23 protein-coding genes are annotated in these 24,005 nt (G+C 49.9%); 22 read left to right on the forward strand and 1 reads right to left on the reverse strand.

Going from position 1 to position 24,005, the window contains the following annotated elements; genetic code table 11:
* The 13 genes from H9Q79_RS01815 (at position 1) to H9Q79_RS01875 (ending at position 12,396) form a co-directional block, all read left to right on the forward strand.
* Positions 1–852 (forward strand): mechanosensitive ion channel family protein, encoded by an 852-nt coding sequence (locus H9Q79_RS01815; protein WP_118647975.1) that lies wholly within the window; start codon positions 1–3, stop codon positions 850–852.
* Entirely contained in the window at positions 849–1,703 is an 855-nt protein-coding gene (locus H9Q79_RS01820) for a hypothetical protein (protein WP_118647977.1), read from the forward strand. The genes H9Q79_RS01815 and H9Q79_RS01820 overlap by 4 nt, the downstream gene beginning before the upstream one ends.
* Before the next feature lie 168 nt (positions 1,704–1,871).
* Positions 1,872–2,339, forward strand: a complete 468-nt coding sequence (locus H9Q79_RS01825; protein WP_118647979.1) for a ribosome maturation factor RimP — start codon at positions 1,872–1,874, stop codon at positions 2,337–2,339.
* Between the two features lie 65 nt (positions 2,340–2,404).
* The gene (nusA, locus tag H9Q79_RS01830) at positions 2,405–3,556 is read left to right on the forward strand and encodes a transcription termination factor NusA (protein ID WP_118647981.1); all 1,152 of its coding nucleotides are present in this window, start codon (positions 2,405–2,407) and stop codon (positions 3,554–3,556) included.
* 44 nt (positions 3,557–3,600) lie between these two features.
* Positions 3,601–3,852, forward strand: a complete 252-nt coding sequence (gene rnpM, locus H9Q79_RS01835) for an RNase P modulator RnpM (RefSeq protein ID WP_408646472.1) — start codon at positions 3,601–3,603, stop codon at positions 3,850–3,852.
* Positions 3,836–4,150 carry a L7Ae/L30e/S12e/Gadd45 family ribosomal protein gene (locus H9Q79_RS01840; RefSeq protein WP_118647985.1) on the forward strand — a complete coding sequence of 105 codons (315 nt, stop codon included), beginning with the start codon at positions 3,836–3,838 and terminating at the stop codon, positions 4,148–4,150. Before rnpM ends, H9Q79_RS01840 begins: the two co-directional genes overlap by 17 nt.
* 27 nt (positions 4,151–4,177) lie before the next feature.
* Positions 4,178–7,312, forward strand: coding sequence for a translation initiation factor IF-2 (infB, locus tag H9Q79_RS01845; protein WP_249329082.1), 3,135 nt, complete (start codon positions 4,178–4,180; stop codon positions 7,310–7,312).
* Positions 7,313–7,331: 19 nt separating this feature from the next.
* Positions 7,332–7,706 (forward strand): 30S ribosome-binding factor RbfA, encoded by a 375-nt coding sequence (rbfA, locus tag H9Q79_RS01850; RefSeq protein WP_118642494.1) that lies wholly within the window; start codon positions 7,332–7,334, stop codon positions 7,704–7,706.
* Entirely contained in the window at positions 7,699–8,667 is a 969-nt protein-coding gene (locus H9Q79_RS01855) for a DHH family phosphoesterase (protein WP_118642492.1), read from the forward strand. The genes rbfA and H9Q79_RS01855 overlap by 8 nt, the downstream gene beginning before the upstream one ends.
* A complete protein-coding gene (gene truB / locus H9Q79_RS01860) occupies positions 8,660–9,580 on the forward strand; it encodes a tRNA pseudouridine(55) synthase TruB (RefSeq protein ID WP_118642490.1) in 921 nt (306 codons plus the stop codon). The genes H9Q79_RS01855 and truB overlap by 8 nt, the downstream gene beginning before the upstream one ends.
* 28 nt (positions 9,581–9,608) lie before the next feature.
* Complete coding sequence (locus tag H9Q79_RS01865; RefSeq protein ID WP_118642488.1) at positions 9,609–10,526, forward strand: bifunctional riboflavin kinase/FAD synthetase; 918 nt, start codon at positions 9,609–9,611, stop codon at positions 10,524–10,526.
* A gap of 179 nt (positions 10,527–10,705) precedes the next feature.
* Positions 10,706–11,002, forward strand: coding sequence for a YerC/YecD family TrpR-related protein (locus tag H9Q79_RS01870; RefSeq protein ID WP_118642486.1), 297 nt, complete (start codon positions 10,706–10,708; stop codon positions 11,000–11,002).
* Between the two features lie 2 nt (positions 11,003–11,004).
* Positions 11,005–12,396 (forward strand): FAD-dependent oxidoreductase, encoded by a 1,392-nt coding sequence (locus H9Q79_RS01875; protein WP_118642484.1) that lies wholly within the window; start codon positions 11,005–11,007, stop codon positions 12,394–12,396.
* Positions 12,397–12,446: 50 nt separating this feature from the next.
* Here H9Q79_RS01875 and H9Q79_RS01880 read toward each other — a convergent pair whose 3' ends face one another.
* Positions 12,447–14,708 carry an extracellular solute-binding protein gene (locus H9Q79_RS01880; RefSeq protein WP_118642482.1) on the reverse strand — a complete coding sequence of 754 codons (2,262 nt, stop codon included), beginning with the start codon at positions 14,706–14,708 and terminating at the stop codon, positions 12,447–12,449.
* Positions 14,709–14,907: 199 nt separating this feature from the next.
* Here H9Q79_RS01880 and H9Q79_RS01885 point away from each other — a divergent pair, with 199 nt between their 5' ends.
* From H9Q79_RS01885 to H9Q79_RS01925, 9 genes are all read left to right on the forward strand, one after another.
* Positions 14,908–15,264 (forward strand): L-rhamnose mutarotase, encoded by a 357-nt coding sequence (locus H9Q79_RS01885; RefSeq protein WP_118642480.1) that lies wholly within the window; start codon positions 14,908–14,910, stop codon positions 15,262–15,264.
* 1 nt (position 15,265) lies between these two features.
* Complete coding sequence (locus tag H9Q79_RS01890; protein ID WP_118642478.1) at positions 15,266–15,628, forward strand: sensory rhodopsin transducer; 363 nt, start codon at positions 15,266–15,268, stop codon at positions 15,626–15,628.
* Between the two features lie 96 nt (positions 15,629–15,724).
* Positions 15,725–16,903, forward strand: a complete 1,179-nt coding sequence (locus H9Q79_RS01895; RefSeq protein WP_249329083.1) for a M24 family metallopeptidase — start codon at positions 15,725–15,727, stop codon at positions 16,901–16,903.
* Positions 16,904–17,048: 145 nt separating this feature from the next.
* Positions 17,049–17,786, forward strand: coding sequence for a creatininase family protein (locus tag H9Q79_RS01900; RefSeq protein ID WP_249329084.1), 738 nt, complete (start codon positions 17,049–17,051; stop codon positions 17,784–17,786).
* Positions 17,787–17,834: 48 nt separating this feature from the next.
* Positions 17,835–18,479, forward strand: a complete 645-nt coding sequence (locus H9Q79_RS01905; RefSeq protein ID WP_249329085.1) for a sugar O-acetyltransferase — start codon at positions 17,835–17,837, stop codon at positions 18,477–18,479.
* 418 nt (positions 18,480–18,897) lie between these two features.
* Positions 18,898–20,022: a substrate-binding domain-containing protein gene (locus H9Q79_RS01910; protein ID WP_118642472.1), complete on the forward strand. Its 1,125-nt coding sequence runs from the start codon at positions 18,898–18,900 to the stop codon at positions 20,020–20,022.
* Positions 20,023–20,238: 216 nt separating this feature from the next.
* Entirely contained in the window at positions 20,239–21,726 is a 1,488-nt protein-coding gene (locus H9Q79_RS01915) for a sugar ABC transporter ATP-binding protein (protein ID WP_249329086.1), read from the forward strand.
* A 13-nt stretch (positions 21,727–21,739) separates the two neighbouring features.
* Positions 21,740–22,750 carry an ABC transporter permease gene (locus H9Q79_RS01920; RefSeq protein ID WP_118642470.1) on the forward strand — a complete coding sequence of 337 codons (1,011 nt, stop codon included), beginning with the start codon at positions 21,740–21,742 and terminating at the stop codon, positions 22,748–22,750.
* A gap of 17 nt (positions 22,751–22,767) precedes the next feature.
* Positions 22,768–23,796, forward strand: coding sequence for an ABC transporter permease (locus H9Q79_RS01925; RefSeq protein ID WP_118642468.1), 1,029 nt, complete (start codon positions 22,768–22,770; stop codon positions 23,794–23,796).
* Positions 23,797–24,005 lie beyond the last annotated feature (209 nt).

The following is a 24,005-nucleotide window of genomic DNA, read 5'->3' on the forward strand; positions in this document are numbered from 1 at the left end:
ATGTTTACGTGGGAGGCGTTGGAAACCTGGCTGAAGGATACAGGCGGCACCGCATTAAAGTTTTTAATCCGTGTTCTGCTCGCCCTGCTGATCTATTATGTGGTCAGCAAGCTGATTAAAAAGCTGTGTAAGTGGCTGTCAAAAAGGATGGACCAGCTGCACGTAGAACAGTCGGTGAAAAGCTTTATTGTCTCTCTGGTGAGATACGGTACGCTGATTTTTACCGTTATAACAATAGTTGTGCAGCTTCATATAGTGGAAGCGTCAGCGATTGCGGCGGTGATCGCATCAGCCGGCGTGGGCATATCTCTGGCTTTGAAGGGCGGGCTGTCTAATTTCGCCGGAGGCGTTCTCATCCTTCTGCTGAAACCTTTCCGGGTCGGGGATTATATACTGGTCCCGGCGGCAGAGGTGGAGGGTACCGTCAAGAAAATAGAAATGTATTATACGACGGTGACAAGCATTGACAACCAGGTGATCATGATTCCAAATGCCGCTCTGACAGATAATACAATAACAAATGTAACGGCTATGGATAAACGGAAGCTGGAGATCAAGGTGGGCATTTCCTACCAGGCAGATATGCATCGGGCAAAGAACATTCTTCTGGAGCTGCTGGATGAGGACGAAAGGATCGAACAGGAAGAACGTCAGGTGTTTGTAGCTTCTTTGGATGCGAGCGCTGTTACCGTGGGTTTTCGCGCCTGGGTGAAGACAGAGGATTACTGGCCGGTAAAATGGAAGATGAATGAGCGTATTAAAGAAAGCTTTGATTCTGAGGGAATTGAAATCCCGTATAACCAACTGGATGTGAATATAAAGGAAAAGGGGTTTGGTGATAAAGAACAGTGAAACCGGTATTAAAGGCAGGACTAGTTGTTTTTGTTGTTGTTTTCTGTATTTTTGTGGTAGGATCGGCCAGCTACCCGGATTATACTGAATACAAGAATGATAGGGAAGCTGCCGCGCAGATCAAGATTGAAAGCGGATTGTTTGTCAACAGGTTGGACGATACAGAACGGGAACAGAATAGATCTGAATATGTTCAGGAGAATGAAGTCGTGAATACACCGTATCCGGAGAATGATGAAGAGTATTTGGAGTCGTATCCGAACGACGATACTGTCACCGCCAGTGAGGAAGCCGGAGAAAATTCTGGTGATGGCAGCGGCGGCGGAACTGCTGTTACAGACATACCTGAACCGGACACTGGACTGGAAACGGATAATAAACTGGTTGTGTCGGAGACGCCAGAGCCGGCAGTTCCCCAGACTCCAACGCCGACAGTGACTGTGGGTCCGGAACCGACAAAGGAACCGACAAGGGAACCAACACCGAGTCCCACCGAAAGCGGCAGTGATGACGGCATGCATACAGATCCACCGCCGGATCTTGGAGGTGACGGAGAGGCAGGATCTCCGAGTGTTTCTTTTGAAAACTTAAAGGGAAATATGACTGTTGATCAAACGGTCTGGAGATTCGCAATCATTGCTGAAGATTTTTGGGGCATCCCGATTGAAGCGGAAAATGTTACAGTCAGGAATAACAGTGGAAACGAAGTAGTCCTGCTGGGAGAAGCGGATGGCAGGATGGAATATGAGACAGTATTTGTGGAAGGTAAAAATTACCTGACGATTATCGTGCATGACACCAGAGGCAATTCTTTTATGGCGAGATATGCAATTTATTGCTGCCCGGGGTGACTTTTTCAGTAATTTACCGGAAACTACTTGCAATTACAGGAATTGGGTGCTATACTGAATATGTTAAAAAGGTTACTAGTTGAAGAGTGGACGCGGGTCCACTCTTCTTTATTGGTGTGAAGCGGCGTCTCAGGAAAGCAACCCGACAGATCGCCGCCGGAGGAAAACATGAGTAAAAAAGAGAGCTATGAAAAGAGGGCGGAAATCCTGCTTTTACCGATTATTACGGCAAATGGGTTTGAACTCGTGGATGTGGAATATGTGAAAGAAGGAAGCAACTGGTATCTCCGGGCGTACATTGACAAGGAAGGCGGGATCACAGTCGATGACTGCGAGACAGTGAGCCGGGCATTTGGGGATAAGCTGGATGAGGAAGATTTTATTGAGGATTCCTATATTCTGGAGGTGAGTTCGCCAGGTCTGGGCCGTCCGCTGAAGAAGGAGAAGGACTATGCCAGAAGCATGGGGAAGAAGCTGGAGATTCGCACCTTCCGTCCGGTCGACAGACAAAAAGAATTCTATGGGGTTCTGACAGCATATGATGAAAGCAGTGTGACTATAGAACTGGAGGACGGCCGGCAGATGACATTCCAGAAACCGGAGCTGGCGCTGATCCGACTCGCATTTGAGTTTTAGGTTTCAGGCGGCAGAGCAGTCAGCGCAGAAAAGCGCACTTGAATATCAGGAGGAAAAGAGAAAAAATGAACACAGAGTTAATGGAAGCACTAAATATCCTGGAGCAGGAAAAGAACATCAGCAAGGGAACGCTTCTTGAGGCAATTGAGCAGTCACTTTTGCAGGCCTGTAAAAATCATTTCGGAAAAGCGGATAATGTAAAAGTAAACATTGACCCTGAAACCTGTGATTTTTCCGTCTATGCGGAGAAGGAAGTTGTGGAAGACGTGGAAGATCCTGTCCTTCAGATTAGCCTGACGGACGCCAAGATGCGTGATCCCAAGTATGAAGTGGGCGATATCGTGAATGTGGAGATCAAGTCCAAGGAATTCGGGCGCATTGCCACACAGAATGCCAAGAATGTCATTTTGCAGAAGATCCGTGAGGAAGAGAGGAAAGTCCTCTATAACCAGTATTATGAAAAAGAGCATGATGTGGTTACGGGTATCGTGCAGCGGTATGTGGGAAGGAACGTCAGCATCAACCTGGGCAAGGTGGATGCACTCCTGACTGAGAATGAGATGGTTAAGGGCGAAACCTTCAAATCCAGCGAGCGCATCAAGCTCTATGTGCTGGAGGTCAAGGATACGCCGAAAGGACCTAAGATCCTGGTTTCCAGAACACATCCGGAACTGGTAAAGCGGCTGTTTGAGTCCGAAGTGGCAGAGGTGAGAGAGGGAATCATAGAAATGAAGAGCATCGCCAGAGAGGCAGGCTCCCGGACTAAAATCGCCGTGTACAGCAACGATCCGGACGTAGATGCCGTTGGCGCCTGCGTCGGCATGAATGGAATCCGTGTGAATTCCATCGTAGAAGAACTCAGGGGAGAGAAAATTGACATCATCAATTGGGATGAGAACCCTGCCCTGATGATTGAGAACGCCCTTTCACCGGCCAAGGTCATTTCCGTCATGGCTGATCCGGATGAGAAGACAGCCAAGGTTATTGTCCCGGATTACCAGCTTTCCCTGGCAATTGGTAAGGAAGGACAGAACGCGAGGCTGGCCGCAAGGCTTACGGGCTTTAAGATAGATATCAAGAGCGAGACCCAGGCGCGTGAAGCGGGGGATTTCGATTTTTATGAAGAAGAGTACGATGAAGAATACGACGGAGAGTATGAGGAAGATTATACAGAAGAGGGTTATGACGGCTATGAAGAGGAGCCGTCAGTTGAATGAAATAGCACGGGAGGGATTTGTTGAGTACAATTCGTAAGGTGCCGATGCGAAAATGCGTCGGATGCAATGAAATGAAGAGCAAAAAAGAGCTGATCCGGATTCTGAAGACCCCGGAGGAAGAGATCCTTCTGGATATCACAGGAAGAAAAAACGGAAGAGGCGCTTATTTATGCAAAAACCCGGAATGCCTGGTGATGGCCGCCAGGAATAAGGGTCTGGAACGTTCTCTGGGCATGAAGATTCCGGAGGAGATCTACGAAAATCTGAAAAAGGAGATGGATGCGTTTGAACAGTAAGAAAGCAGCCTCCCTGATCGGACTTTCGATGAAAGCGGGAAAAGTCGCAAGCGGTGAATTTGCAACCGAAAAAGCTGTGAAACAGGGATGGGCACACCTTGTCGTGGCAGCGGAGGACGCCTCCGATAACACAAAAAAGAAATTTGGGAATATGTGCGCATATTACCGGGTGCCGTTCCGGTGCTTCCTCAGCAAAGATGAGCTGGGAAGAGCCATTGGAAAGGAATACCGGGCCTGCCTCGCAGTGCTGGACGAAAATCTTGCAGGGGCAATTGAGAAACAGTTAAACGAGCAGTGAGGAAAGTAGGAAAGGTCGGTGCAGCAGATGCCAAAAATAAGGATACATGAGCTTGCGAAGGAGTTAAACATAGACAACAAAAAAGTGATGGAATATTTAAAAGAAAAAAAGATAGAGGTTAAAAGCCATATGAGTACACTGGAAGAAAACCAGGAGGCAATGGTAAGAAAGGCATTTTCTTCCCAGCCTGAAAAGAAGGAAGAAAGAGAGGCCCCCGCAGAGGCGCCAAAGAAAAAATCAAATATCATACAGGTGTTCCGTCCCCAGAACGCCACAAGTAAAGAAGCAAAAAATTACAGGCGTCCGGGTCAGAAACCACGCCCCTCAGGCAGCAGGCCGGCAGGCGGAGAGCGTCCGGTTCAGGAAAAGGCGGAAGGCAGGCCGGCAGGAACTGCAGCAGGCCAGCCGGCAGCGGCAGCCCGTCCCCAGGTAGCCGCACAGAGTGCGGAGAGCCGAAGCATCCCCAATGAGCGGCCGTCTGCTGAGCAGTCATCGAATGAACGGCCGGCAGAGGACCGTCAGCCGAAGAGCCAGGGCGATTCCGCCCAGAGGAGCTACGGGGACAGGAACCAGGGAGACCGTCCGCAGAGGAGCTACGGGGACAGGAACCAGGGAGACCGCCCGCAGAGAAGCTATGGGGATAGGAACCAGGGAGACCGCCCGCAGAGAAGCTATGGGGACAGGAACCAGGGAGACCGCCCGCAGAGAAGCTATGGGGACAGGAATCAGGGAGACCGCCCGCAGAGACCTTACGGGGACAGGAATCAGGGAGACCGCCCGCAGAGACCTTACGGGGACAGGAACCAGGGAGACCGCCCGCAGAGACCTTACGGGGACAGAAACCAGGGAGACCGTCCGCAGAGACCTTACGGGGACAGGAACCAGGGAGACCGTCCGCAGAGACCTTACGGGGACAGGAACCAGGGAGACCGTCCGCAGAGACCTTACGGGGACAGGAATCAGGGAGACCGTCCGCAGAGACCTTACGGGGACAGGAACCAGGGAGACCGTCCGCAGAGACCTTATGGAGACAGAAACCAGGGGAACCGTCCCGGATACGCGGGCCAGAGCCGTCCGGGCCAGGGGAACCGCCCCGGGTACGCAGGCCAGGGACGCAATGACAGAAAAGACGGCGATAACAGAGGTGGATTTGACAACCGCAGCCGCGGACCGAGAACAGACAGGGACAAGAAACCCGAGACAATCGATTTAGGACTGAAGAAACCCTCAAGAGATACCAGCCATAAGGACAAAGACAAAAACAAAGATTCTTTGAGAGAGAATAAATTTGTAAGCGACCGCCGCGGCAGCGGCGCCAATCGCCCGAACCAGGGGCGGAGGCCGAACCAGAATCTTCCGAAGGCACTCCAGAAACCGGCTCACAAGCCAAGGGAGGAGAAGAAGGAGGAGATCAAAGAGATCATCCTTCCGGAGAAGATGACGATTCGGGAACTGGCTGAGAAGATGAAGCTGCAGCCGTCCGTAATCGTTAAAAAGCTGTTCCTGGATGGCATAATGGTCACGGTAAACCAGGAAATTGATTTCGAGAAGGCTCAGGAAATCGCTCTGGGATACGACATCATTGCAGAACCGGAAGAAAAGATAGACGTGATTGAAGAGCTTCTGAAGGAAGAAGATGAGGATGAAAGCGTTCTGGTGCCGCGTCCTCCGGTAGTCTGTGTCATGGGTCACGTTGACCATGGTAAGACTTCACTTCTGGATGCCATCCGTGACGCCCATGTGACAGACCGTGAGGCCGGCGGGATTACCCAGCATATCGGCGCATATGGCGTATCCATTAACGGCCAGAGGATCACATTCCTGGATACGCCCGGCCATGAGGCGTTTACTGCCATGCGGATGAGAGGGGCCAATTCAACGGATATTGCCGTACTGGTGGTGGCTGCCGATGACGGAGTTATGCCGCAGACCATTGAGGCGATCAACCATGCAAAAGCAGCGGGTGTAGAGATCATTGTTGCAATCAACAAAATTGATAAGCCCAGCGCCAATGTGGACCGCGTAAAACAGGAGCTGTCTGAATATGAACTGATTCCAGAAGACTGGGGCGGGAGCACCGTATTTGTCCCGGTGTCTGCCAAGACACATGAAGGAATTGACAACCTGCTGGAGATGATTCTTCTGACGGCCGAGGTGCTGGAGCTGAAAGCTAACCCGAAGCGGCATGCCCGCGGCCTGGTGCTGGAGGCGAAACTGGATAAGGGCAAGGGCCCTGTGGCCAACATTCTGGTTCAGAAGGGCACCCTGCATGTGGGAGATTATATCGCTGCCGGAGCCTGCTCCGGTAAGGTGCGTGCGATGATGGATGAGAATTCCAGGAGGCTGAAGGAGGCTGGTCCCTCCACTCCAGTGGAGGTTCTCGGCCTGAATGATGTGCCCAACGCGGGAGAGATCCTGGTGGCCACCGAGACAGACAAGGAAGCCAAGAACTTTGCGGCCACCTTCGTATCCGAAGGGAAGAACAGGCTGCTGGAAGATACAAAAGCGAAGATGTCTCTGGATGATCTGTTCAGCCAGATTCAGGAAGGTAACTTGAAGGAACTGAACATCGTTGTGAAAGCAGATGTTCAGGGCTCCGTGGAAGCGGTAAAACAGTCGCTTGTGAAGCTGTCCAATGAAGAGGTGGTGGTTAAGATCGTACACGGCGGCGTCGGCGCCATTAATGAGTCAGATGTGACTCTGGCAGCAGCGTCCAATGCCATCGTGATCGGTTTCAATGTCCGTCCGGACGTAACGGCAAAAGCCATTGCGGAGCAGGAAGGCGTGGATATGCGCCTTTACCGCGTGATCTACCAGGCGATTGAAGACGTGGAAGCGGCCATGAAGGGCATGCTGGACCCCGTTTTCGAGGAGAAAGTGATCGGCCATGCGGAAATCCGCCAGCTGTTCAAGGCCTCCGGCGTCGGTACGATTGCGGGAAGCTATGTGCTGGACGGCATCTTCCAGAGAGGCGCCTCTGTCCGGATTACCCGGGAGGGCAAGCAGATATTCGAAGGCCCCCTGGCATCTCTGAAGCGTTTCAAGGACGATGTAAAAGAAGTCAAGACCGGCTACGAATGTGGCCTGGTGTTCGACGGCTTCAACGACATCCAGGAGCTGGATCAGGTAGAAGCCTATATTATGGTGGAAGTACCCAGGTAGGCGGAATTGAGGTAAAAGAGTGAGAAAAAACAGCATAAAAAATACCAGAATCAATGGAGAAGTGCAGAGAGAGCTGAGCCAGATCATACGGGGAGAGATTAAAGACCCCAGAATCGCGCTGATGACCTCTGTGACAGGCGCCGAAGTGGCTCCCGACCTGAAGACCTGTAAGGTGTATATCAGCGTTCTGGGAGACGATAAGGCGAAGACAGATACGATTGCAGGCCTTTGCAGTGCAGAGGGCTATATCCGCCGGATGCTGGCCAAGAACCTGAATCTGCGGAATACTCCGGAGCTGTCCTTCGTGCTGGATGAATCTATTGAATATGGAGTGAATATGTCAAAGCTGATTGATACTGTCAGGGAGAAGGAAAAAGGAGAAGAAGATGCATAATCTTGCCGATTACTTGAAAGAGATCAAGACAGTTGCCATCGCGGGCCATGTGAACCCGGATGGCGACTGTATCGGTTCCTGTATGGGAGTCTGGCTGTATCTGCGGGACAATTTCCCGGATGTCAGGGCTGATGTATATCTGCAGCCGGTCCGGGAGGTGTTCAGCTACATAGAGGGGCTGGACCAGATACATACGGAATGTGATACTGAGAAAAAATATGATCTGCTGATACTGCTGGATATCAGCAGCAGAGAGCGGATCGGCGTGGCCGGACCGTATCTGGAGACGGCAGGGAAAACCCTCTGTTTTGACCATCATATTACGAATCAGGAACAATACACCTGGCTGTACAATGATCCGGAAGCCAGCTCTACCAGTGAGGTGGTCTGGGGATTTCTGGAAGAGGATAAGATTTCCAGAGCCTGTGCGGAGGCGCTCTATACAGGTATTGTCCACGATACAGGCGTTTTCCAGTATTCCTGCACGTCGCCCAGGACCATGCGCATCGCCGCGGGGCTGATGGAAAAAGGAATCCCGTTTTCCGAAATTGTGGATGAATCCTTTTATCAGAAAACTTATGCCCAGAACCAGATCATGGGCAGGACGCTGATGGAAAGCATCATGCTTTTGGACGGAAAGTGCATTGTAGGAGTGGTACGGCAGCGGGAGATGGACTTTTATGGTCTGAATCCCGGAGATATGGACGGGATTGTCAGCCAGCTGCGCAATACAATCGGCGTGGAAGTGGCTATCTTTCTGTACGAAACGGAATTCCAGACATTTAAAGTGAGCCTTCGCTCCAAGGCAAGGGTAGATGTGAGCGAAATTGCCATGGTGTTCGGCGGCGGCGGCCACAAAAGGGCTGCAGGCTGTACGATGCAGGGACTGCCCTATGATGTGGTGAATAATATCAGCCTTTATGTGGAAAAACAATTAAAAGAGCAGGAAGCAGATGATTAACGGATTGATAAATATATACAAGGAACCGGGCTTTACATCTCATGACGTGGTAGCGAAGCTCCGGGGAATTGTAAAACAGAAGAAAATCGGCCATACAGGAACGCTTGATCCGGATGCGGAAGGCGTTCTTCCTGTCTGTCTGGGGAAAGCCACGAAGCTCTGTGATATGCTGGCCGGTGAGACAAAGACATATGAAGCAGTTCTGCTTCTGGGTGTGACGACGGACACCCAGGATGCAGGAGGGATCATCAGGGAGAGTCGTCCGGTGTCCTGCACAGAGGAAGAAGTGCGCAGATGTGCGGAAGCCTTTCTGGGGGAACAGCTTCAGGTCCCTCCCATGTATTCGGCCCTGAAACAGAATGGTAAAAAACTGTATGAGCTGGCCAGGGAGGGCAAAGAGGTAGAACGAGCTGCACGGCCGGTTCATTTTTACGAAATAACAGTCATGAAAACAGAATTTCCCAGAGCCTGGCTCCGGGTGACCTGTTCAAAGGGCACATATATCCGGACGCTCTGCCATGATATCGGGGAAGCATTGGGCTGCGGCGGCTGCATGGAGCATCTGACCCGCACAAGGGTGGGCCGTTTTGAATGGAAAGATGCTTTCAGGCTATCCCAGGTGCAGCTTCTGTCAGACCAGGCCAGACTTGGAGAATGTATCCTGCCGCTGGACAAGGTGTTCAGTTCGCTTCCGGCGCTGCAGGCGGAACCGGAAGGGGATCAGGCTGCCCGGAACGGCGGCTGTCTGTGTCCGGAACAGGTCAGGAGCTGCGGAGAGCCGGCGGCCTGGCAGGATGGCAGGGAATACCGTGTCTATGATTCAAAACAGGCGTTTATCGGGATATACCGGTACGACGCGGAGGAAGCGTATTTCAGACTGGTTAAAATGTTCTATGACGGGCAGGCAGGCTGAAAAATAAGAGATACGTAGGAGCAGAAGATTGGAGTACGTAAAAGAACTGGATCATTTTGAACTGAACAGTCCTTCTGTGATTACACTGGGTAAATTTGACGGTGTTCACAGGGGGCATAGGAAACTGATCGGCAGAGTAAAGGAGATCGGCAGGCAGAAGGATCTGAAGACGGTCATTTTTACCTTTGATATTTCCCCGCAGGTGCGCATGGGCGCCATGAAGGCGAGCATGCTGATGACTAATCGGGAGAGATATAACATTCTGCGTTCCATGGGAGTGGATACGCTGGTGGAATGCCCTTTTACAGATACTGTCCGGAATATGGAAGCGGAAGAATTTGTCAGGTCAATTTTGATCGGGCAGCTGCATGCAGCCGCAATTGTAGTGGGAGCTGATTTCCATTTTGGAAGAGGGAGAAGCGGGAATCCGGAGTTTCTGCGCAGGATGGGCAGACAGTGCGGCTTTGCGGTGGAGGTGCTGGCGAAGGAAAAAGACGGGGAACGGGATATCAGCAGCAGCTATATCCGCGAAGAGCTGACAGCAGGGCATATGGAAAAGGTGGGAAACCTGCTGGGGAATCCTTACTTTATCAGCGGCAAAGTCATCCATGGCCGCCATCTGGGGCACAGCCTGGGCTTCCCCACGATTAACCAGATTCCGGAGCCGGACAAGATGCTTCCGCCCAGAGGAGTCTACGTTTCCATGACAAAGGTGGCGGGGAAACGTTACCAGAGTGTTACGAATATCGGTAAAAAACCCACGGTAAAGGGAAAGGAAGTAGGTGTGGAGACATATCTGCTCCAATGTGACCAGAACCTGTACGGGCAGGACGCAGTTGTGGAGATATTATCTTACCGCCGGCCGGAACAGAAGTTTCATTCGGTAGAGGAACTGAAGGCGCAGCTCCGCCGGGATGTGCAGGATGCGCAGGCATTTTTTGAATAAAAGCAGCAGGCAGGCCGTCTGCTGCTTTTATCGCGGCTTCCGGCAGTTTTATAGAGTTTACAGGGGCAGACCGATTTCGGGCGGTAATATGTTTGACTGTAAAGTTTTACTGTGTTAAAATATCAATAGACGTTGTCTAAAATATGCCGGTGGCATTCTCTAGCAGGAGGGTTTGGGAAATGAGCAAAAATATACATACAGATGCGGTAGATCAGTTGTTTGAGGCGATTCTGTGCCTGAAAAGTAAAGAAGAATGCTACACCTTTTTTGAAGATGTCTGTACGATTAATGAGCTGCTGTCTCTGTCTCAGAGATTTGAGGTGGCTAAGATGCTGAGGGAGAAAAAGACTTATCTGGAGATATCCGAGAAGACCGGAGCCTCCACTGCTACGATCAGCAGGGTGAACCGTTCGCTGACCTATGGGAATGACGGATATGAGATGGTCTTTCAGAGGATGAAATCAGAGGAGGAATAAAGATGTCCGGAACAGTGATTTTACCGGCGCAGGAGTGCCCGGTAGTGGCGGAAGTGGATGTACTTGTGGTCGGCGGCGGAGCAGGAGGCATAGGGGCGGCCGTGGGAGCGGCGCAGAATGGCGCCAGCGTTGCGATTGTTGAGTACAATGGCTGCCTGGGAGGGCTTCTGACCAGCGGCTACATCACTAACTGTGAAGCGGCGGTGGCGGTATCAGGAGATAATATACTGATCCGGGGCGTGTTTGAGAAGCTGGTGGACCGCATGGTCGAAAAGGGCGGGGCCATTCGGGGATACGAACTGAAAAGGTCTAATAAATACTATCCTTTTGACACGTCACGCTGTGAAAATGACCTTCAGATCACTCCCTGGGACCCGGAGGTTTTTAAGCTTGCGGCAGATGAGCTGATTCAGGAATATGGAATCCGGCCGTTTTACTATACGCTGGTAACAGATGTGCTGATGGACGGGAATGTGCTCACAGGCGTCATCATTGAGAACCGCTCAGGACGCCAGGTGATTCGGGCAAAACGGCTGATTGACAGCAGCGGCAACCTGATCCTGGCGAGGAAGGCCGGGGTGGAATGCAGAGGGGTGGGATTTAGAGGTTCCATGACTCTGATGTTCCGGGTTGGCAATGTGAAGAATATTGTTCCTTCCTATCAGCCAAATGTAAAAGAAATCCCCTATGGGGCGGTGAACTTTTTTCCGCTGATCCGTGAAGGAGAATTTCGTGTGGAAATGACCCGGTACATCGGAAGTGAAACCAGCGCGGAAGATTACACGCAGGGCACTATAGCCTGCAGAAAGCAGTGCGGGGAGGTTCTGCAGTATCTGAAGGACCACTGGACCGGATTTGAGGACGCCTACCTGATTGATTCGGCCCCGGTTCTGGGGACTATCTGCCAGCCTCATCTGTCAGGCGTTCAGTCGATGACAAAGGAAATGATTATGAATCAGATTGTTCCGGAGGACCGGATCGCGATCACAGCCTATGGGATTGATCTCCACAGTCCTGAAGTGGGCGGACAGAACGTCCTCTTCTATCTGGAGCCAGGCCAGTATTATGGGGTACCCTATGGTGTTATGGTGCCGAAGACAGAGGTGGAGAATCTGCTGGTTGCCGGGAAATGCGTATCGGCAGACGACGACGCCACGAGCGGCGTGCTATGCTCCGGTATCTGCATGGCGATGGGCGAGGCGGCCGGCACGGCCAGCGCACTGAGTATACGGGAGGGCGTGACCCCGCGGAATATGGATGTGAGGAAGATTCAAGAAGCCCTGGTCGCCCACGGAGCGATCCTTGATCCGGAGCCTGTCCCGGAGTCTGAAGCATACCCGGTCTATGTAAATCCTTTAAAGGAGCATCCGGAACTGCTGAAAAAATATCTGTAATAAGATCCCATTTGGGGCTGCTGCAATTAATATTTTGCGGACAGCCCCTTTTAAGTGCCGTATTGTTCTGTCAGAGCCTGAAGCTTCTGCCGGGTGTTGGAAATGGCGTCCTGCACCTCCAGTTTTCCGTCCATCAGCTCGAACAGTTCGTGGCAAACGATAGAATCAATGTCTGCCTGGGATAAAATTGTCCGGTGGTTCAGCCGGGGCGGCAGCATGGGACGGGTATAAGGGTAGGTGGAGTAATACAGCGGCAGCCAGGGATACAGCTTCACCAGTTCATCATTCGTATAGGTGGAGGTGATGGCCGTCTGGCCTCCGAGGAGTGAGAAATAGTTAGCTGTTTTCTGGTCACAGCTCCATTTCAGAAACTTCATGGCGGCCCCCCGGGCTTCAGAACGGCTGCTGATGCCGAGGCTCCAGCCACCCAGCAGGGGACTGCGCCCGGGAATATGATAATAGCCGATAGAGCCGATCATACTGCTTTTCTGCAAGTCCACCACATCGGTGAGGAAGGAGGGGTAGGTGATCAGCATGGCAGTTTCACCCTTAAGGAAGTCCTGGACGATGCTGATATCTGTGGCGGTGCGGTAATCCGGTTTGGCGGCCTGGATGGAGCGCAAAAAGCTGACGTAAGCCTTCAGGGCGATTTTTTCATCCAGGCAGACCTGGCCGCTGCTGCTGAACAGTCTTCCGCCGTAGGCCCGGAGCCGCATGTATATCTCCGGAGCCAGGCATTCATTGTAGGCGGCAGGTATGGAGAGCCCATAAGGAATTGCATCTGTATGACAGGAGAAAAAATCCGCGACAGTGTTAAATTCCTTCAGCGTCCGAGGGGGTCTTAAGGTGATGTTATTGCGATGCTCGTACAGATTCTTCAGCTCCGGGTCTTCAAATAAATCCTTCCGGTAATACAGGATCTGGGGCGCATACATGAAAGGGATGCCGTAATAGTGATCCTGAAAAGCGCTGAAATATTTCAGACAGTCTGGCAGAAAAATGTTTAGATCCATCTGGTTCACATCTTCTGTGATGTCTTCCAGGACATGGTTGACAGCCAGGGAAGGGAGCCAGGGAATGTCATACATAAAGACGTCAAATGGCATATCGCCGGCGGAGCCGTGCTTTTCCAGGAGTGTTTCATAAAAATGGTGGTGGGGCAGGATCGTAATTTCCGTACGGATTCCATGCTGATTTTCAAAATCCTTCAGGAGGCCGAGAAACGTGTGTACCTGTGGCGTATTGACCATTAATATTCTCAAAGGCTTTGAGTTCGGTCCATCCGGCGTCTGGTGTACGGCGGAAGCAGCCGGGGCCTGGACCGGGAAAGCAGGAATAGGGCTGGCCTTTAATAAGACCCGTTCATTTTCTTTTGTCAGAGGCGCTTTCAGCTGAGCCAGCAGGAGGTTGGCGGCGGTCTGCCCCAGCTTGATGGCGGGGCGCGGTGCGGAACCGGAGGCAAAAGAATGGGTGTGATAATTCCAGTGCTCCTCTCCCAGGGTGAGGACCGGAATGGCATCGGGAGAATAGCCGTGGACCGTCAGGCCCTCGATAACGCCGGAGGCCAGGGATTCGGAAGTTGTCACAATCGCATCCGGCGTCTTCAGGCGCAGGAGCTGAGTCGTTTTGCGGAAGGCGTCCTCCCGGCTCAGGTTTGTCTGAATGACGGTTTTGGACGGGGGAATAAATCCCGCCTGTGCCATCGCGGTGCGGAAGCCCTGAATGCAGTTGGCCTCACATTCAAATCTGTCCGGCCCTGAGATCAGTATGAGGCGGCGCAGGCCCTGAGCCAGCAGATTAGACGTGATTCTGTGTATCATGGAATAATTATCAAAAGAGATAAAATTGGCGTCCAGGTTCTGTATATCCCGGTCGATCAGAACCAGCGGCCGTGTTTCTGAAGAAAAATGATCGTGAAATAATTTCCGGTTATCCGGCTGGCAGGATACCAGGATCAGGCCGCAAATCTGTTTTTGCAGAAAGCCCTTAAGGATATTCTGCTCAAAATCGGGAATGTCATAGGAAAAAGCCAGATTAGTAAAATATCCGGAATTCTGAAAAGCGTTCTCAATGCCCTGAAAGATCTGAACATAGTAGGAGTCGTCAAAGTTCGGCAGGATCACGCCCACATCCAGATAAGTGTTGGATTTGAGACTTCTGGCAGACAGATTCTGAGAATACTTCAGGGTATCTATCGCCTGCTGGATTTTTTTTGCAGTTGTTTTTTTTACAGGTTTGGTGTGATTCAGATAATTGGAGACAGTGGCAATGGATACTTCCGCCAGCTGTGCCACATCGCGAATAGTTGCCATGATAATCCTTTCCGACAGATGTCTGCGTTATCATCGTACGCTGCTGCTTCTTTATGAAAATATTTTAACAAATAAAAAAATTAAAGTAAAGTAAAACGTTTTAATTTAAATGAGGTGAACAAAGGCCGATTTGGTTGACACAAAATGAAGAAAATAATAAAATAGCAGTAATCAGTCAGTGGCTGATCAGGAGGTGCCCATGGAAAAACAGATATTTGGCCAGATTGGCAGGCTCAGGAGAGACAAGATTGCAGAATACAGGGAACTGCACGCCAATGCCTGGCCGGGAGTGTTGAAGACCATAGAAGACTGTAACCTGCAGAATTATTCCATTTTCATTCATGACGATCTGGTCTTTGCGTATTTTGAGTATACGGGCGAGGATTATGAAAAGGATATGGAAAAAATGGCGCAGGACCCGGTGACCCAGGACTGGTGGACGCACACAAAACCCTGTTTTGTCAAGTTCTCCATGGGACAGGACAGTGAATTTTACCGGGATATGGAACAGATCTTTTATCTGGAAGGGAATCTTGAATGTAAAGGAGGAGAGTGATATGGCTTATGGAAAGAAAGTCTGGGTGTTTCCGGATGCGGAATTGCCGCCTGTGGGTGTCAACAGCATCCCGGGACATGAATCTATCATCATTACGAATACCGGCGGCAGGGATGCCCATGTGAGAATTACCCTGTTTTACACAGACAAGCCTCCGGTGAAGGAGATTGAGGTGACTGTCGGAGCAGAAAGAGTCCGGTGTCTGCGCACCAACAATCCGGAAGATTTTGGCGTACATACGGCTGCGTTTGAAGAACAGTACGCGATTATGCTGGAGAGCGACGAGCCGGTCGTTGCCCAGTACGGACGGGCGGAGCCCAGAGCAGTGGCGTTCTATACCACGCCGGGTTACTGCACTGATTAAAAGGCCGGAAGACGGCAGGCGTCCGGGGCTTTTATAGGAAACGGTGAAGCAAGTAATACAAATATATAACAGCATTTAAGAAAAGGAGAAAAAATTATGGCAGAACATGGAACCATCCGGATTCCGGATCACGAGTACAAAGAGAGAGCAATGAGAGCAGCGGAGATCATCAGGAGAGAGGGCCTGGACGCCCTGATTGTTAATTCTAACGAGTCCGACTATGCGAACGCCCGTTATTTTTCAGGATTCTGGCCGCTGTTTGAGCGGTGCGGCGTCGCGATTTCACCGGCAGGTGATGCTGTTCTGATGGTAGGACCTGAAAGCCGTCATTTCGCTGCCGACAGATCAAAAATCGATAAGATCTTTGTCCTGAAAGAATACCGGGAAGGTGCAGATCCGGCATATCCGGAGCTGCAGGCGGATACGTATCATGACGTATTTAAAGCGCTGGGTATCACAGGACAGAAGCTGCGGATCGGCGTCGCCAGCTATCTGGACACCTCAGTGGTCATCATGGAAGGCATTAAAGCGGCGTTCCCGGAAGCTGAGATCGTGCGCGCCGACCATATTATGGTAGAGCTGCGTTCCATCAAGACAGCCAATGAGATCAACTGCCTGAGGGAGGGCTACAGGATTGCAGAGCTGGCTTCCCAGCAGGTAATCAAGGAAATCAAGCCAGGCATGACAGAATTGCAGATGGTAGGTGTGGCTCAGCGTGTGGTTTATGAAAACGGAGCAGAGTACGAGGGACTTCCCATGTATGTATTTTCAGAGGCTTCAACCCGCCATGCGATTTCCCGTTCCAGCTACCGGAAGTTTGAAAAAGGAGATATCGTGCAGCTGAATCTGTCAGCCAAGATTGACGGCTATTCTGCAGCTATCGGGTACCCAGTGATTCTGGGCAAGCTAGAGGGCAAGAGAAGGGATGTTGTAATGTTTGGCCTGGAAGCTCATAACTGGTCCCAGAAACAGGTTAAGGCCGGTGTGATGGCCTGTGACATAGCCAAGAATTTCTATCAGTATTTTGTGGATAACGGATACAAAGATAATTTCGTATACGGACCTCTCCATGGAACAGGAATGATAGAAGTTGAGGCTCCATGGGTAGAGACTACTTCTGATTATGCGCTGAAGCCGAATATGTGCTACCAGATTGATACCTTCATCTCGACAGGAACCTTTGGCGTCCGCTGGGAAAAAGGCATCGCTGTAACCGAGAGCGGCTGCGACGTGCTCTCGCCGGAGATCGGGACACTGTATGAGCTTGATTTTTGATTGAATAAGAGAATTCCCGCGGTTCCCGGCGATGAATGCCGGGGACCGCTGTGCATACTCCAGAGTATCCCGTAACTTATGCCCCTGCCTGTCAGGAATGCATTACGGGGTGCACTGAGGATATATGAAAAGGAGAGAAAAAATTATGCAGATGGTAGATATGTTTTATGATCAACTGGAAGATGCCAAACAGAGAAAGGTCCCGTTTGTAATTCCGATCGGAACAATTGAGTACCATGCCCTTCATGCGAGCTGCGGGACGGACACCATGGTGATCAACGGGGTGTTGAGAGAGCTGGAAAAAACCAAGGAAATCGTAGTATGTCCTCCAATCTGGTACGGCGTTGCCAGCTATGCGGTATCCGGTCCGGAGAAAGGCACGATACAGGTGGATGTGGATGCTTATGAGAATTACCTTTATTGCATTCTGAAATCTATGATATACGGGGGCGTCAAGAATATTTACTGCGTGGCCCACCATCAGACCGAAGAGGCCGGGCTTATGCCGATGACGCTGGCCTGCCATAAGGCCGGTAAAAAGGTGATTATGGAATATATGGAAGAGACACGCGGCAAGGGCTGGTGGGGCAGCAATGATTATGCGGACTATTATGAGAATCTGGGATCCGGAGATGATCCGTTCTCGTACATTAAGGTGATCCCTCTCTTATCCGCAGAGGCGCAGCATAAATGCGGCGGCTTCGATCATGCGGGAAAATATGAATCCAGCCTGATGTATGCGCTGTATCCAGATCATGTGGATCTGGAGCGGACCAAGAAGAACACAGAATGGTTTGCGCTGAATTCCGTAGAGACCAGCATGGAGCTGGGAAAACACATGGTACAATGCGCCCTGGAAACGCTGGACAAAATCATAGTCTGAAAGAAAACGGCCAGGATTCCGTCGGCAGCAAAGGAAAAGGAGAGTTACATGACTGAATATGAAAAGGCAGAAGCCGGACTTCTGTATGACGCCCATTCCGATCCCGAAGTAGACAGGGGCAGAAGAAGGAGCCAGGATCTGAGCTTTGCTTATAACACATTGGCTCCGTGCCAGCTGGAAGAACGGGAGCGCATGATCCGGGAACATCTGGGGCGCGCGGGAAATAATTGTGTGATTGAGCAGCCCTTTCACTGCGATTTCTGGGAGCGGGTATTTGTAGGAGACAATTTTTTTGCCAATTACAATTTTGTTGTATTGGCAGGCAATAAGATTGAGATCGGGGATAATGTTTGGATCGCTCCGGACTGCGGCCTGTATGCGGCGGGCCATCCTTTCGATGTGGATCTGCGGCTGACAGGCGTGGAATACGCCTGGCCCATCCGGATCGGTGACAATGTATGGATCGGGGGCGGAGTTAAGATCATGGGCGGGGTCAGCATAGGCAGCAACAGTGTGATTGCGGCAGGAAGTATTGTGAACCGGAGCATCCCAGACAATGTTCTGGCAGCAGGCAATCCCTGCCGGGTGATCAGAACGCTGAGCCCCGCCGACGATGAAAAGTACCGGAAAGGCTTCCAGGGTTATATAAAAGAGGCCGGTGAAGAAATATCAGGAGAATATGGAAATAAATAAAATTGGCAGTTCTTTGTGAGATATGATAGAATGAAAATGTAAACAGGGAGGTGCTTTGGTAAATAAAAAATATTTAAACGTTTAGAAGAAATTTTTTTTGACTAATGTGCAAAAAATTAAAACTGTGGTAATATAGTCTTAAGAAAAAAATCCGGCAGCATAAAGTAAGCTTATGCCTGCGGATTTGTAACGGACAGCTGAGGGATACTATTCTTTATTAACACTGACTACAGCAGACGCATGTCACTCCTGTATCATCAGAGTGAAGTGGACTTTCAGCTTTTTTTGTGCGCCGCGGCAGGCGTGGAAGAGAAGGGAGCATGCGTCGGAATCATGACAGGGATTCCGCTGTACATGTTCGGCAGTTACCGCGAGAGCGGAACTCATAAATAAAGTTTATAAAAGGAGGAAAAACACAATGAAAAAGAGGATTGCTATGTTGCTTGTTGCAGCAATGTCGGTAGGGCTGGTAGCTTGCGGAAACTCAAATAACACTTCCAGCACAGCGGCTTCAGGTTCATCCAAATCAGCCAGCAGCGCGTCAAGCGCAGCCAGCAGTGCATCCAGCGCTTCCAGCTCTGGATCAGAGGCGAAATCCACATCCACCCCGAAGGCTGATGGTGAAACCCCGAAGATTGCTTTCGTAGGTAAGGTTGAAGGCCAGGCCTGGTGGGATCATGTACAGGATAGCGTGAATGAGTGGGCAGAAGATACAGGCGTTGAAGTTACATACCAGGCACCGGCGGAGGTTGATGCAGCCGCTCAGGTACAGATTATGACAGACCTGGTTAACCAGGGCGAGATCGACGCACTTCTGTTCTCCCCGAACGATCCTGATGCCTGCGAAGCTATCTGCAAAGAAGCTATGGACAAGGGAATCATTGTTATCGCTACCGAGGCATCCGGAATGACCAACGTAGATTACGACATCGAAGCTTTTGATGAAAGCGGACTCGGCGCATTCCTGATGGATGAGCTGGCTGCTCAGATGGGCGAAGAAGGCGAATATGTAACAATGGTAGGTTCTCTGACCATGGAATCACAGAACAACTGGGCAGACGCTGCTATCGCGCAGCAGGAAAAAGAATATCCGAACATGAAATATTTGGATGAAAGAGTTGTTGATGACTCTGATGCAGACATAGCATACAACAAGACAAAAGAGCTGATCCAGAAATATCCGGATCTGAAGGGCATCCTGGGAACAGGTTCTTTCGATGCTCCTGGTGCAGCCCGTGCGATTCAGGAAATGGGCCTGACAGGACAGGTATTCGCTATTTCCGTAGCTATGCCCAGCGAAGTGGCTGACTATATTAATGACGGCACTCTGCAGTCTGTAGCTCTCTGGGACGCAGGCGTAACCGCAAAAGCTATGTGTAATCTGGCTGTCAAGATGTTCAGCGGAGAAGAGATCGGAGCTACTGTTGACCTTGGCGTTGACGGATATGATGCATGTGCAGTGGACGGCACGCTGGTAATCGGTGATGGCCAGATCGCAATCACAAAAGACAACATCGACGAGTGGCTGGAAGTTGGAATCTAATTCTCTCATGTCTGTCAAGGGTAAGAGCACCAATAAGTATTAAACATAATTTTGAGGCAGAGAAGCGAGTTTCTCTGCCTCGATAATCATAGACGCTGTAGTGTATCATTTGCTTTTATACAAAGTGGAAGTTAAAAAGAAAAGAGATCCTACAGCGTCTGTGTTTTGCTGACCATTTACAAAGGTCAAGTCTATGGAAAAGGAGTATGCGCGTCTATGTCAGAATACTTACTTGAAATGTCTGGGATTTGCAAATCATTTGCGGGTGTTCATGCATTAGACCATGTGGATTTTAAAGTTAGACCTGGTAAGGTTATGTGTTTGGCCGGTGAAAATGGCTGCGGAAAGTCTACATTGGTAAAAATTATTTCGGGTGTATATACAAAAGATGAAGGTGAAGTGACCTTCGAGGGTAAGAAAATATCTAAAATTACTCCGGCCGAGGCTACTCAGTTGGGAATACAGGTTATCTATCAGGATCTGTCTATTTTTCCAAACCTGACGGTTATGGAGAATCTGGCAATAAACTCCGAAATTACTGCCGGAAAAAAACTTGTTAATAAAAAGCGCTGGGAAGCGACAGCAAAAGAAGCATTGTCTAAAATAGGATATAATATAGATCTGCACGCACGCATGGGTGAGTTGAGCGTAGCTGACAAACAGCTGGTTGCCATCTGCCGTGCACTTCTTTTTAACGCGAAGCTGATTATCATGGACGAGCCCACAACTGCGTTAACCAAAAAAGAGGTTGAGGCTCTCTTTAAGACTGTACGGCAGCTGCGTGACAGCGGTATCGCCATCATGTTCATCAGTCATAAAACAGAAGAAATTTTTGAAATTTCTGACGATGTCTGTATCATGCGGAATGGCCAGAATGTATATTCCGGACCGACTGCAGAGCTGACCCGCGAGAAATATACATATTATCTGACCGGACGTAACCTGGAGCCGGATTACTTTGTTCCGAAGAATATCAGTGAAGAGCCGATTTTGAAGGTTGAGAATCTGACTTTAAAGGATAAGAGATGTAAGAATGTTTCTTTTGAACTGAAAAAAGGTGAGATCCTCGGCGTTACAGGTCTGCTGGGTTCTGGCCGTACAGAGCTTGCGCTTGCGCTGTTTGGTTTGGAGAAGATTGAATCCGGCAGGATTGAGCTGAAAGGCAAGGAAGTGAAAATTTCCTCTCCAATGGCTGCACAGAAGGCGAAGATCGGCTATGTGCCTGAGGACCGTCTGACAGAGGGACTCTGCCTGCAGCAGCCGATCGCGGACAATATTACGCTGGCGTCCCTGAAACGCCTGTCCAATTCATTATCCATTATCCGGAAGAAAGACATCATTGCGGATGCTAACATATGGAAAGAAAAATTTGCCATCAAGACAGATGATGTCAGGAAGTTCGCTTCCACTCTGTCCGGCGGTAATCAGCAGAAGATTGTTCTTTCCAAATGGCTTTCCAACGACCTGGACGTTCTGATTCTGAACGGCCCCACTGTTGGCGTGGATGTCGGTGCAAAACAGGATATTCATCATCTGGTTCATGAGCTGGCGAATGAAGGCCTGGCGGTTATTATGATTTCTGATGACCTGCCTGAGGTTGTTGTGAACTGTAACCGTGCTATCGTCATGAAGGACGGCTTAATCGTAGGTGAAATGACCAGCGAGGATCTTACAGAAGAAAATATCCTCGAAATAATTCGCTAAGGGGGATGGTATAATGAATAAATCTTCGTTTAAGCGCATGACAAAGCGCACGGAATTTTATATCTTTATTGTAATGATTGCCTTGTGCATTGTGATTCATATTGCGTCCAGCGGGCAGCTGCTGGTTCCGGATAAGATTTTTACAATCCTGCGCGCAATGGTTGTTGACGGTATTTTCGCACTGTGTTCGCTGGTTGTCATGATATCCGGCGGATTCGACCTGTCGTTCCCCGCGATTGCGGCGCTGGCATATTCTCTGTCAACCACTATCTGCCTGAACAACGGCTGGTGTAATGATAACCCGATTGCCGGTTTCATATTGGCGATAGTGATCGGCTTTGTTCTGGGTATGTTCAACGGCTGGATTATTTCCAACTTTAAACTGAACACCATGCTGGTTACACTGGGAACCCAGACCTTCTTCACCGGCCTGTCCATGGGTCTTTTGAAAATGAAGGAGATTACTTCAACCCTGCCGGCTGGCTTTAAGAATCTGGGAAAAGCGTCTCTGACTACATATACGACTACTGTGGGCAACCGTCAGGTGAGCTCCGATTTGTCTGTTACAATTATATTCCTGATTATTTTCTGTATCCTCACTTCCTTTATTCTGAATAAGACCATGTTTGGACGTGCGCTGTATGCCATCGGAGGCAATGAAGTTTCCGCTGAGCGTGCCGGATACAATGTTAAGAAAGTGAAATTCATTCTGTATGCAGTTGTTGGTGCAGTTGCCGGTTTTGCAGGCATGCTTCGTGTATGTCTGACCAGCCAATCTGTTCCGAAGGCATTGATCGGTAAGGAAATGACCATCATCCCGGCTGTTATCCTCGGAGGCGCCAGTATCTTCGGAGGTGAGGGAAGCGTATTTGGTACTGTCTGTGCGATGGGCCTTATAACGGTAGTGTCCAACAGTATGCTGCTGCTGAATATTGGTACAGAATGGCAGAACCTGTTTAACGGAATCATCATCCTGATCGGTATTACCGTATCTGCAGTTCAGGCCAAACGGCGCAATGGTTAAAGGAGGAGGCGTATTCGATGAAAGTAAAAGAGTTTTTTAAGAAAAATCAGTATACCACGATACTGCTGATCCTGATGGTAGTTGTTATGTTGATTTTTACAGTAACAAAGGCCGGTACCTTCTGGAAGCCGGGCACCTGGAAGGGCATCGTTATGCAGTTCCCCGAATTTGGCGTTATGGCCATCGGCGTGCTGTTCTGCTTTATTATCGGATGTATTGATATGTCCTTTGTTATGCTTGGCAATTTTGCTACGATTATGGGCGTGCAGTATATTCTGGGACATACGTCGGACGGCATGTCAGACGCGCAGGTATTTGGAGTCATGGTTGTCGCGTTCCTGATTGTAATGGCTGTGGGAGTTGTTGGCGGTATCATTAACGGCCTTCTGGTCTGTAAGCTGAATATACCTCCTGTAATAGCCACAATCGCCATGCAGATGGTATGGCTGGGCCTTTCCACCGGCGTCACTCAGGGTAATACCTTGTCGCTGAAGGGAGTTCCGCTGTATGCAGAGATCGGCCACTCAGATGTGCTGGGCTTTATTCCTTTCCCGCTGTTCATCTTTATTCTCGTATTTATAGTAGCGGCTCTGATTCTGCGCTTTACCGCATATGGCGAGAAGCTGTATATGTGCGGTACCAACCTGAAGGCTGCGAAATTCTCTGCCATTAATACCGACCGCATGATTATCACCACCTTCATTGTCTGTGATGTGATCTGCTGTATCGGAAGCATGCTGATGGTTTCCACTCTGAACAGCGCGAAAGCAGATAACGGTGAGTCTTATGTTATGAAGATCATCCTGATCCTGGTACTGGCAGGTATCCTTCCGGATGGCGGTATCGGTAAAATCGGCAACCTGATTTTCTCTGTATTGATCATTCAGATGATTACATCTGGAGTGAATATGTTCAAAGGACTGAATACCTATCACGGCAGCTTTATCTATGGCGGACTGTTAATCGTCGTGTTGATTCTCAGTACCTTCATGCAGGGTGACGGGTTTAAATTCCGAAAGACTAAGAAAATTAAAAAGACGGAATAATCCACAAGGAAGGGGCATCTTCCGGTTGCAAAAGACCGGAGCTGCTCCCCTTTATCCAAAGTTAAGCTAAACGTTTAAATGAATTTTTATTTAATTAATGTATCCTGAGTAAATATGTGCTATAATCAATCCATAGACATGAGAGGTGCAATTGACAGCACCATGAACAGGCGGAATGTTAAAAAATGATATGCGAAGGTCATAATCAA

The sequence above is a fragment of the Wansuia hejianensis genome (assembly GCF_014337215.1).
In the GTDB taxonomy this organism is placed as follows: domain Bacteria; phylum Bacillota; class Clostridia; order Lachnospirales; family Lachnospiraceae; genus Scatomonas; species Scatomonas hejianensis.

Coding starts and splice junctions, on each gene's coding strand:
- H9Q79_RS01815 (WP_118647975.1), top strand. CDS start 1: ATGTTTACGTGGGAGGCGTTGGAAACCTGGCTGAAGGATACAGGCGGC.
- H9Q79_RS01825 (WP_118647979.1), top strand. CDS start 1,872: ATGAGTAAAAAAGAGAGCTATGAAAAGAGGGCGGAAATCCTGCTTTTA.
- nusA (WP_118647981.1), top strand. CDS start 2,405: ATGAACACAGAGTTAATGGAAGCACTAAATATCCTGGAGCAGGAAAAG.
- rnpM (WP_408646472.1), top strand. CDS start 3,601: ATGCGAAAATGCGTCGGATGCAATGAAATGAAGAGCAAAAAAGAGCTG.
- H9Q79_RS01840 (WP_118647985.1), top strand. CDS start 3,836: ATGCGTTTGAACAGTAAGAAAGCAGCCTCCCTGATCGGACTTTCGATG.
- infB (WP_249329082.1), top strand. CDS start 4,178: ATGCCAAAAATAAGGATACATGAGCTTGCGAAGGAGTTAAACATAGAC.
- H9Q79_RS01855 (WP_118642492.1), top strand. CDS start 7,699: ATGCATAATCTTGCCGATTACTTGAAAGAGATCAAGACAGTTGCCATC.
- truB (WP_118642490.1), top strand. CDS start 8,660: ATGATTAACGGATTGATAAATATATACAAGGAACCGGGCTTTACATCT.
- H9Q79_RS01870 (WP_118642486.1), top strand. CDS start 10,706: ATGAGCAAAAATATACATACAGATGCGGTAGATCAGTTGTTTGAGGCG.
- H9Q79_RS01875 (WP_118642484.1), top strand. CDS start 11,005: ATGTCCGGAACAGTGATTTTACCGGCGCAGGAGTGCCCGGTAGTGGCG.
- H9Q79_RS01880 (WP_118642482.1), bottom strand. CDS start 14,708: ATGGCAACTATTCGCGATGTGGCACAGCTGGCGGAAGTATCCATTGCC.
- H9Q79_RS01885 (WP_118642480.1), top strand. CDS start 14,908: ATGGAAAAACAGATATTTGGCCAGATTGGCAGGCTCAGGAGAGACAAG.
- H9Q79_RS01890 (WP_118642478.1), top strand. CDS start 15,266: ATGGCTTATGGAAAGAAAGTCTGGGTGTTTCCGGATGCGGAATTGCCG.
- H9Q79_RS01895 (WP_249329083.1), top strand. CDS start 15,725: ATGGCAGAACATGGAACCATCCGGATTCCGGATCACGAGTACAAAGAG.
- H9Q79_RS01900 (WP_249329084.1), top strand. CDS start 17,049: ATGCAGATGGTAGATATGTTTTATGATCAACTGGAAGATGCCAAACAG.
- H9Q79_RS01905 (WP_249329085.1), top strand. CDS start 17,835: ATGACTGAATATGAAAAGGCAGAAGCCGGACTTCTGTATGACGCCCAT.
- H9Q79_RS01910 (WP_118642472.1), top strand. CDS start 18,898: ATGAAAAAGAGGATTGCTATGTTGCTTGTTGCAGCAATGTCGGTAGGG.
- H9Q79_RS01915 (WP_249329086.1), top strand. CDS start 20,239: ATGTCAGAATACTTACTTGAAATGTCTGGGATTTGCAAATCATTTGCG.
- H9Q79_RS01920 (WP_118642470.1), top strand. CDS start 21,740: ATGAATAAATCTTCGTTTAAGCGCATGACAAAGCGCACGGAATTTTAT.
- H9Q79_RS01925 (WP_118642468.1), top strand. CDS start 22,768: ATGAAAGTAAAAGAGTTTTTTAAGAAAAATCAGTATACCACGATACTG.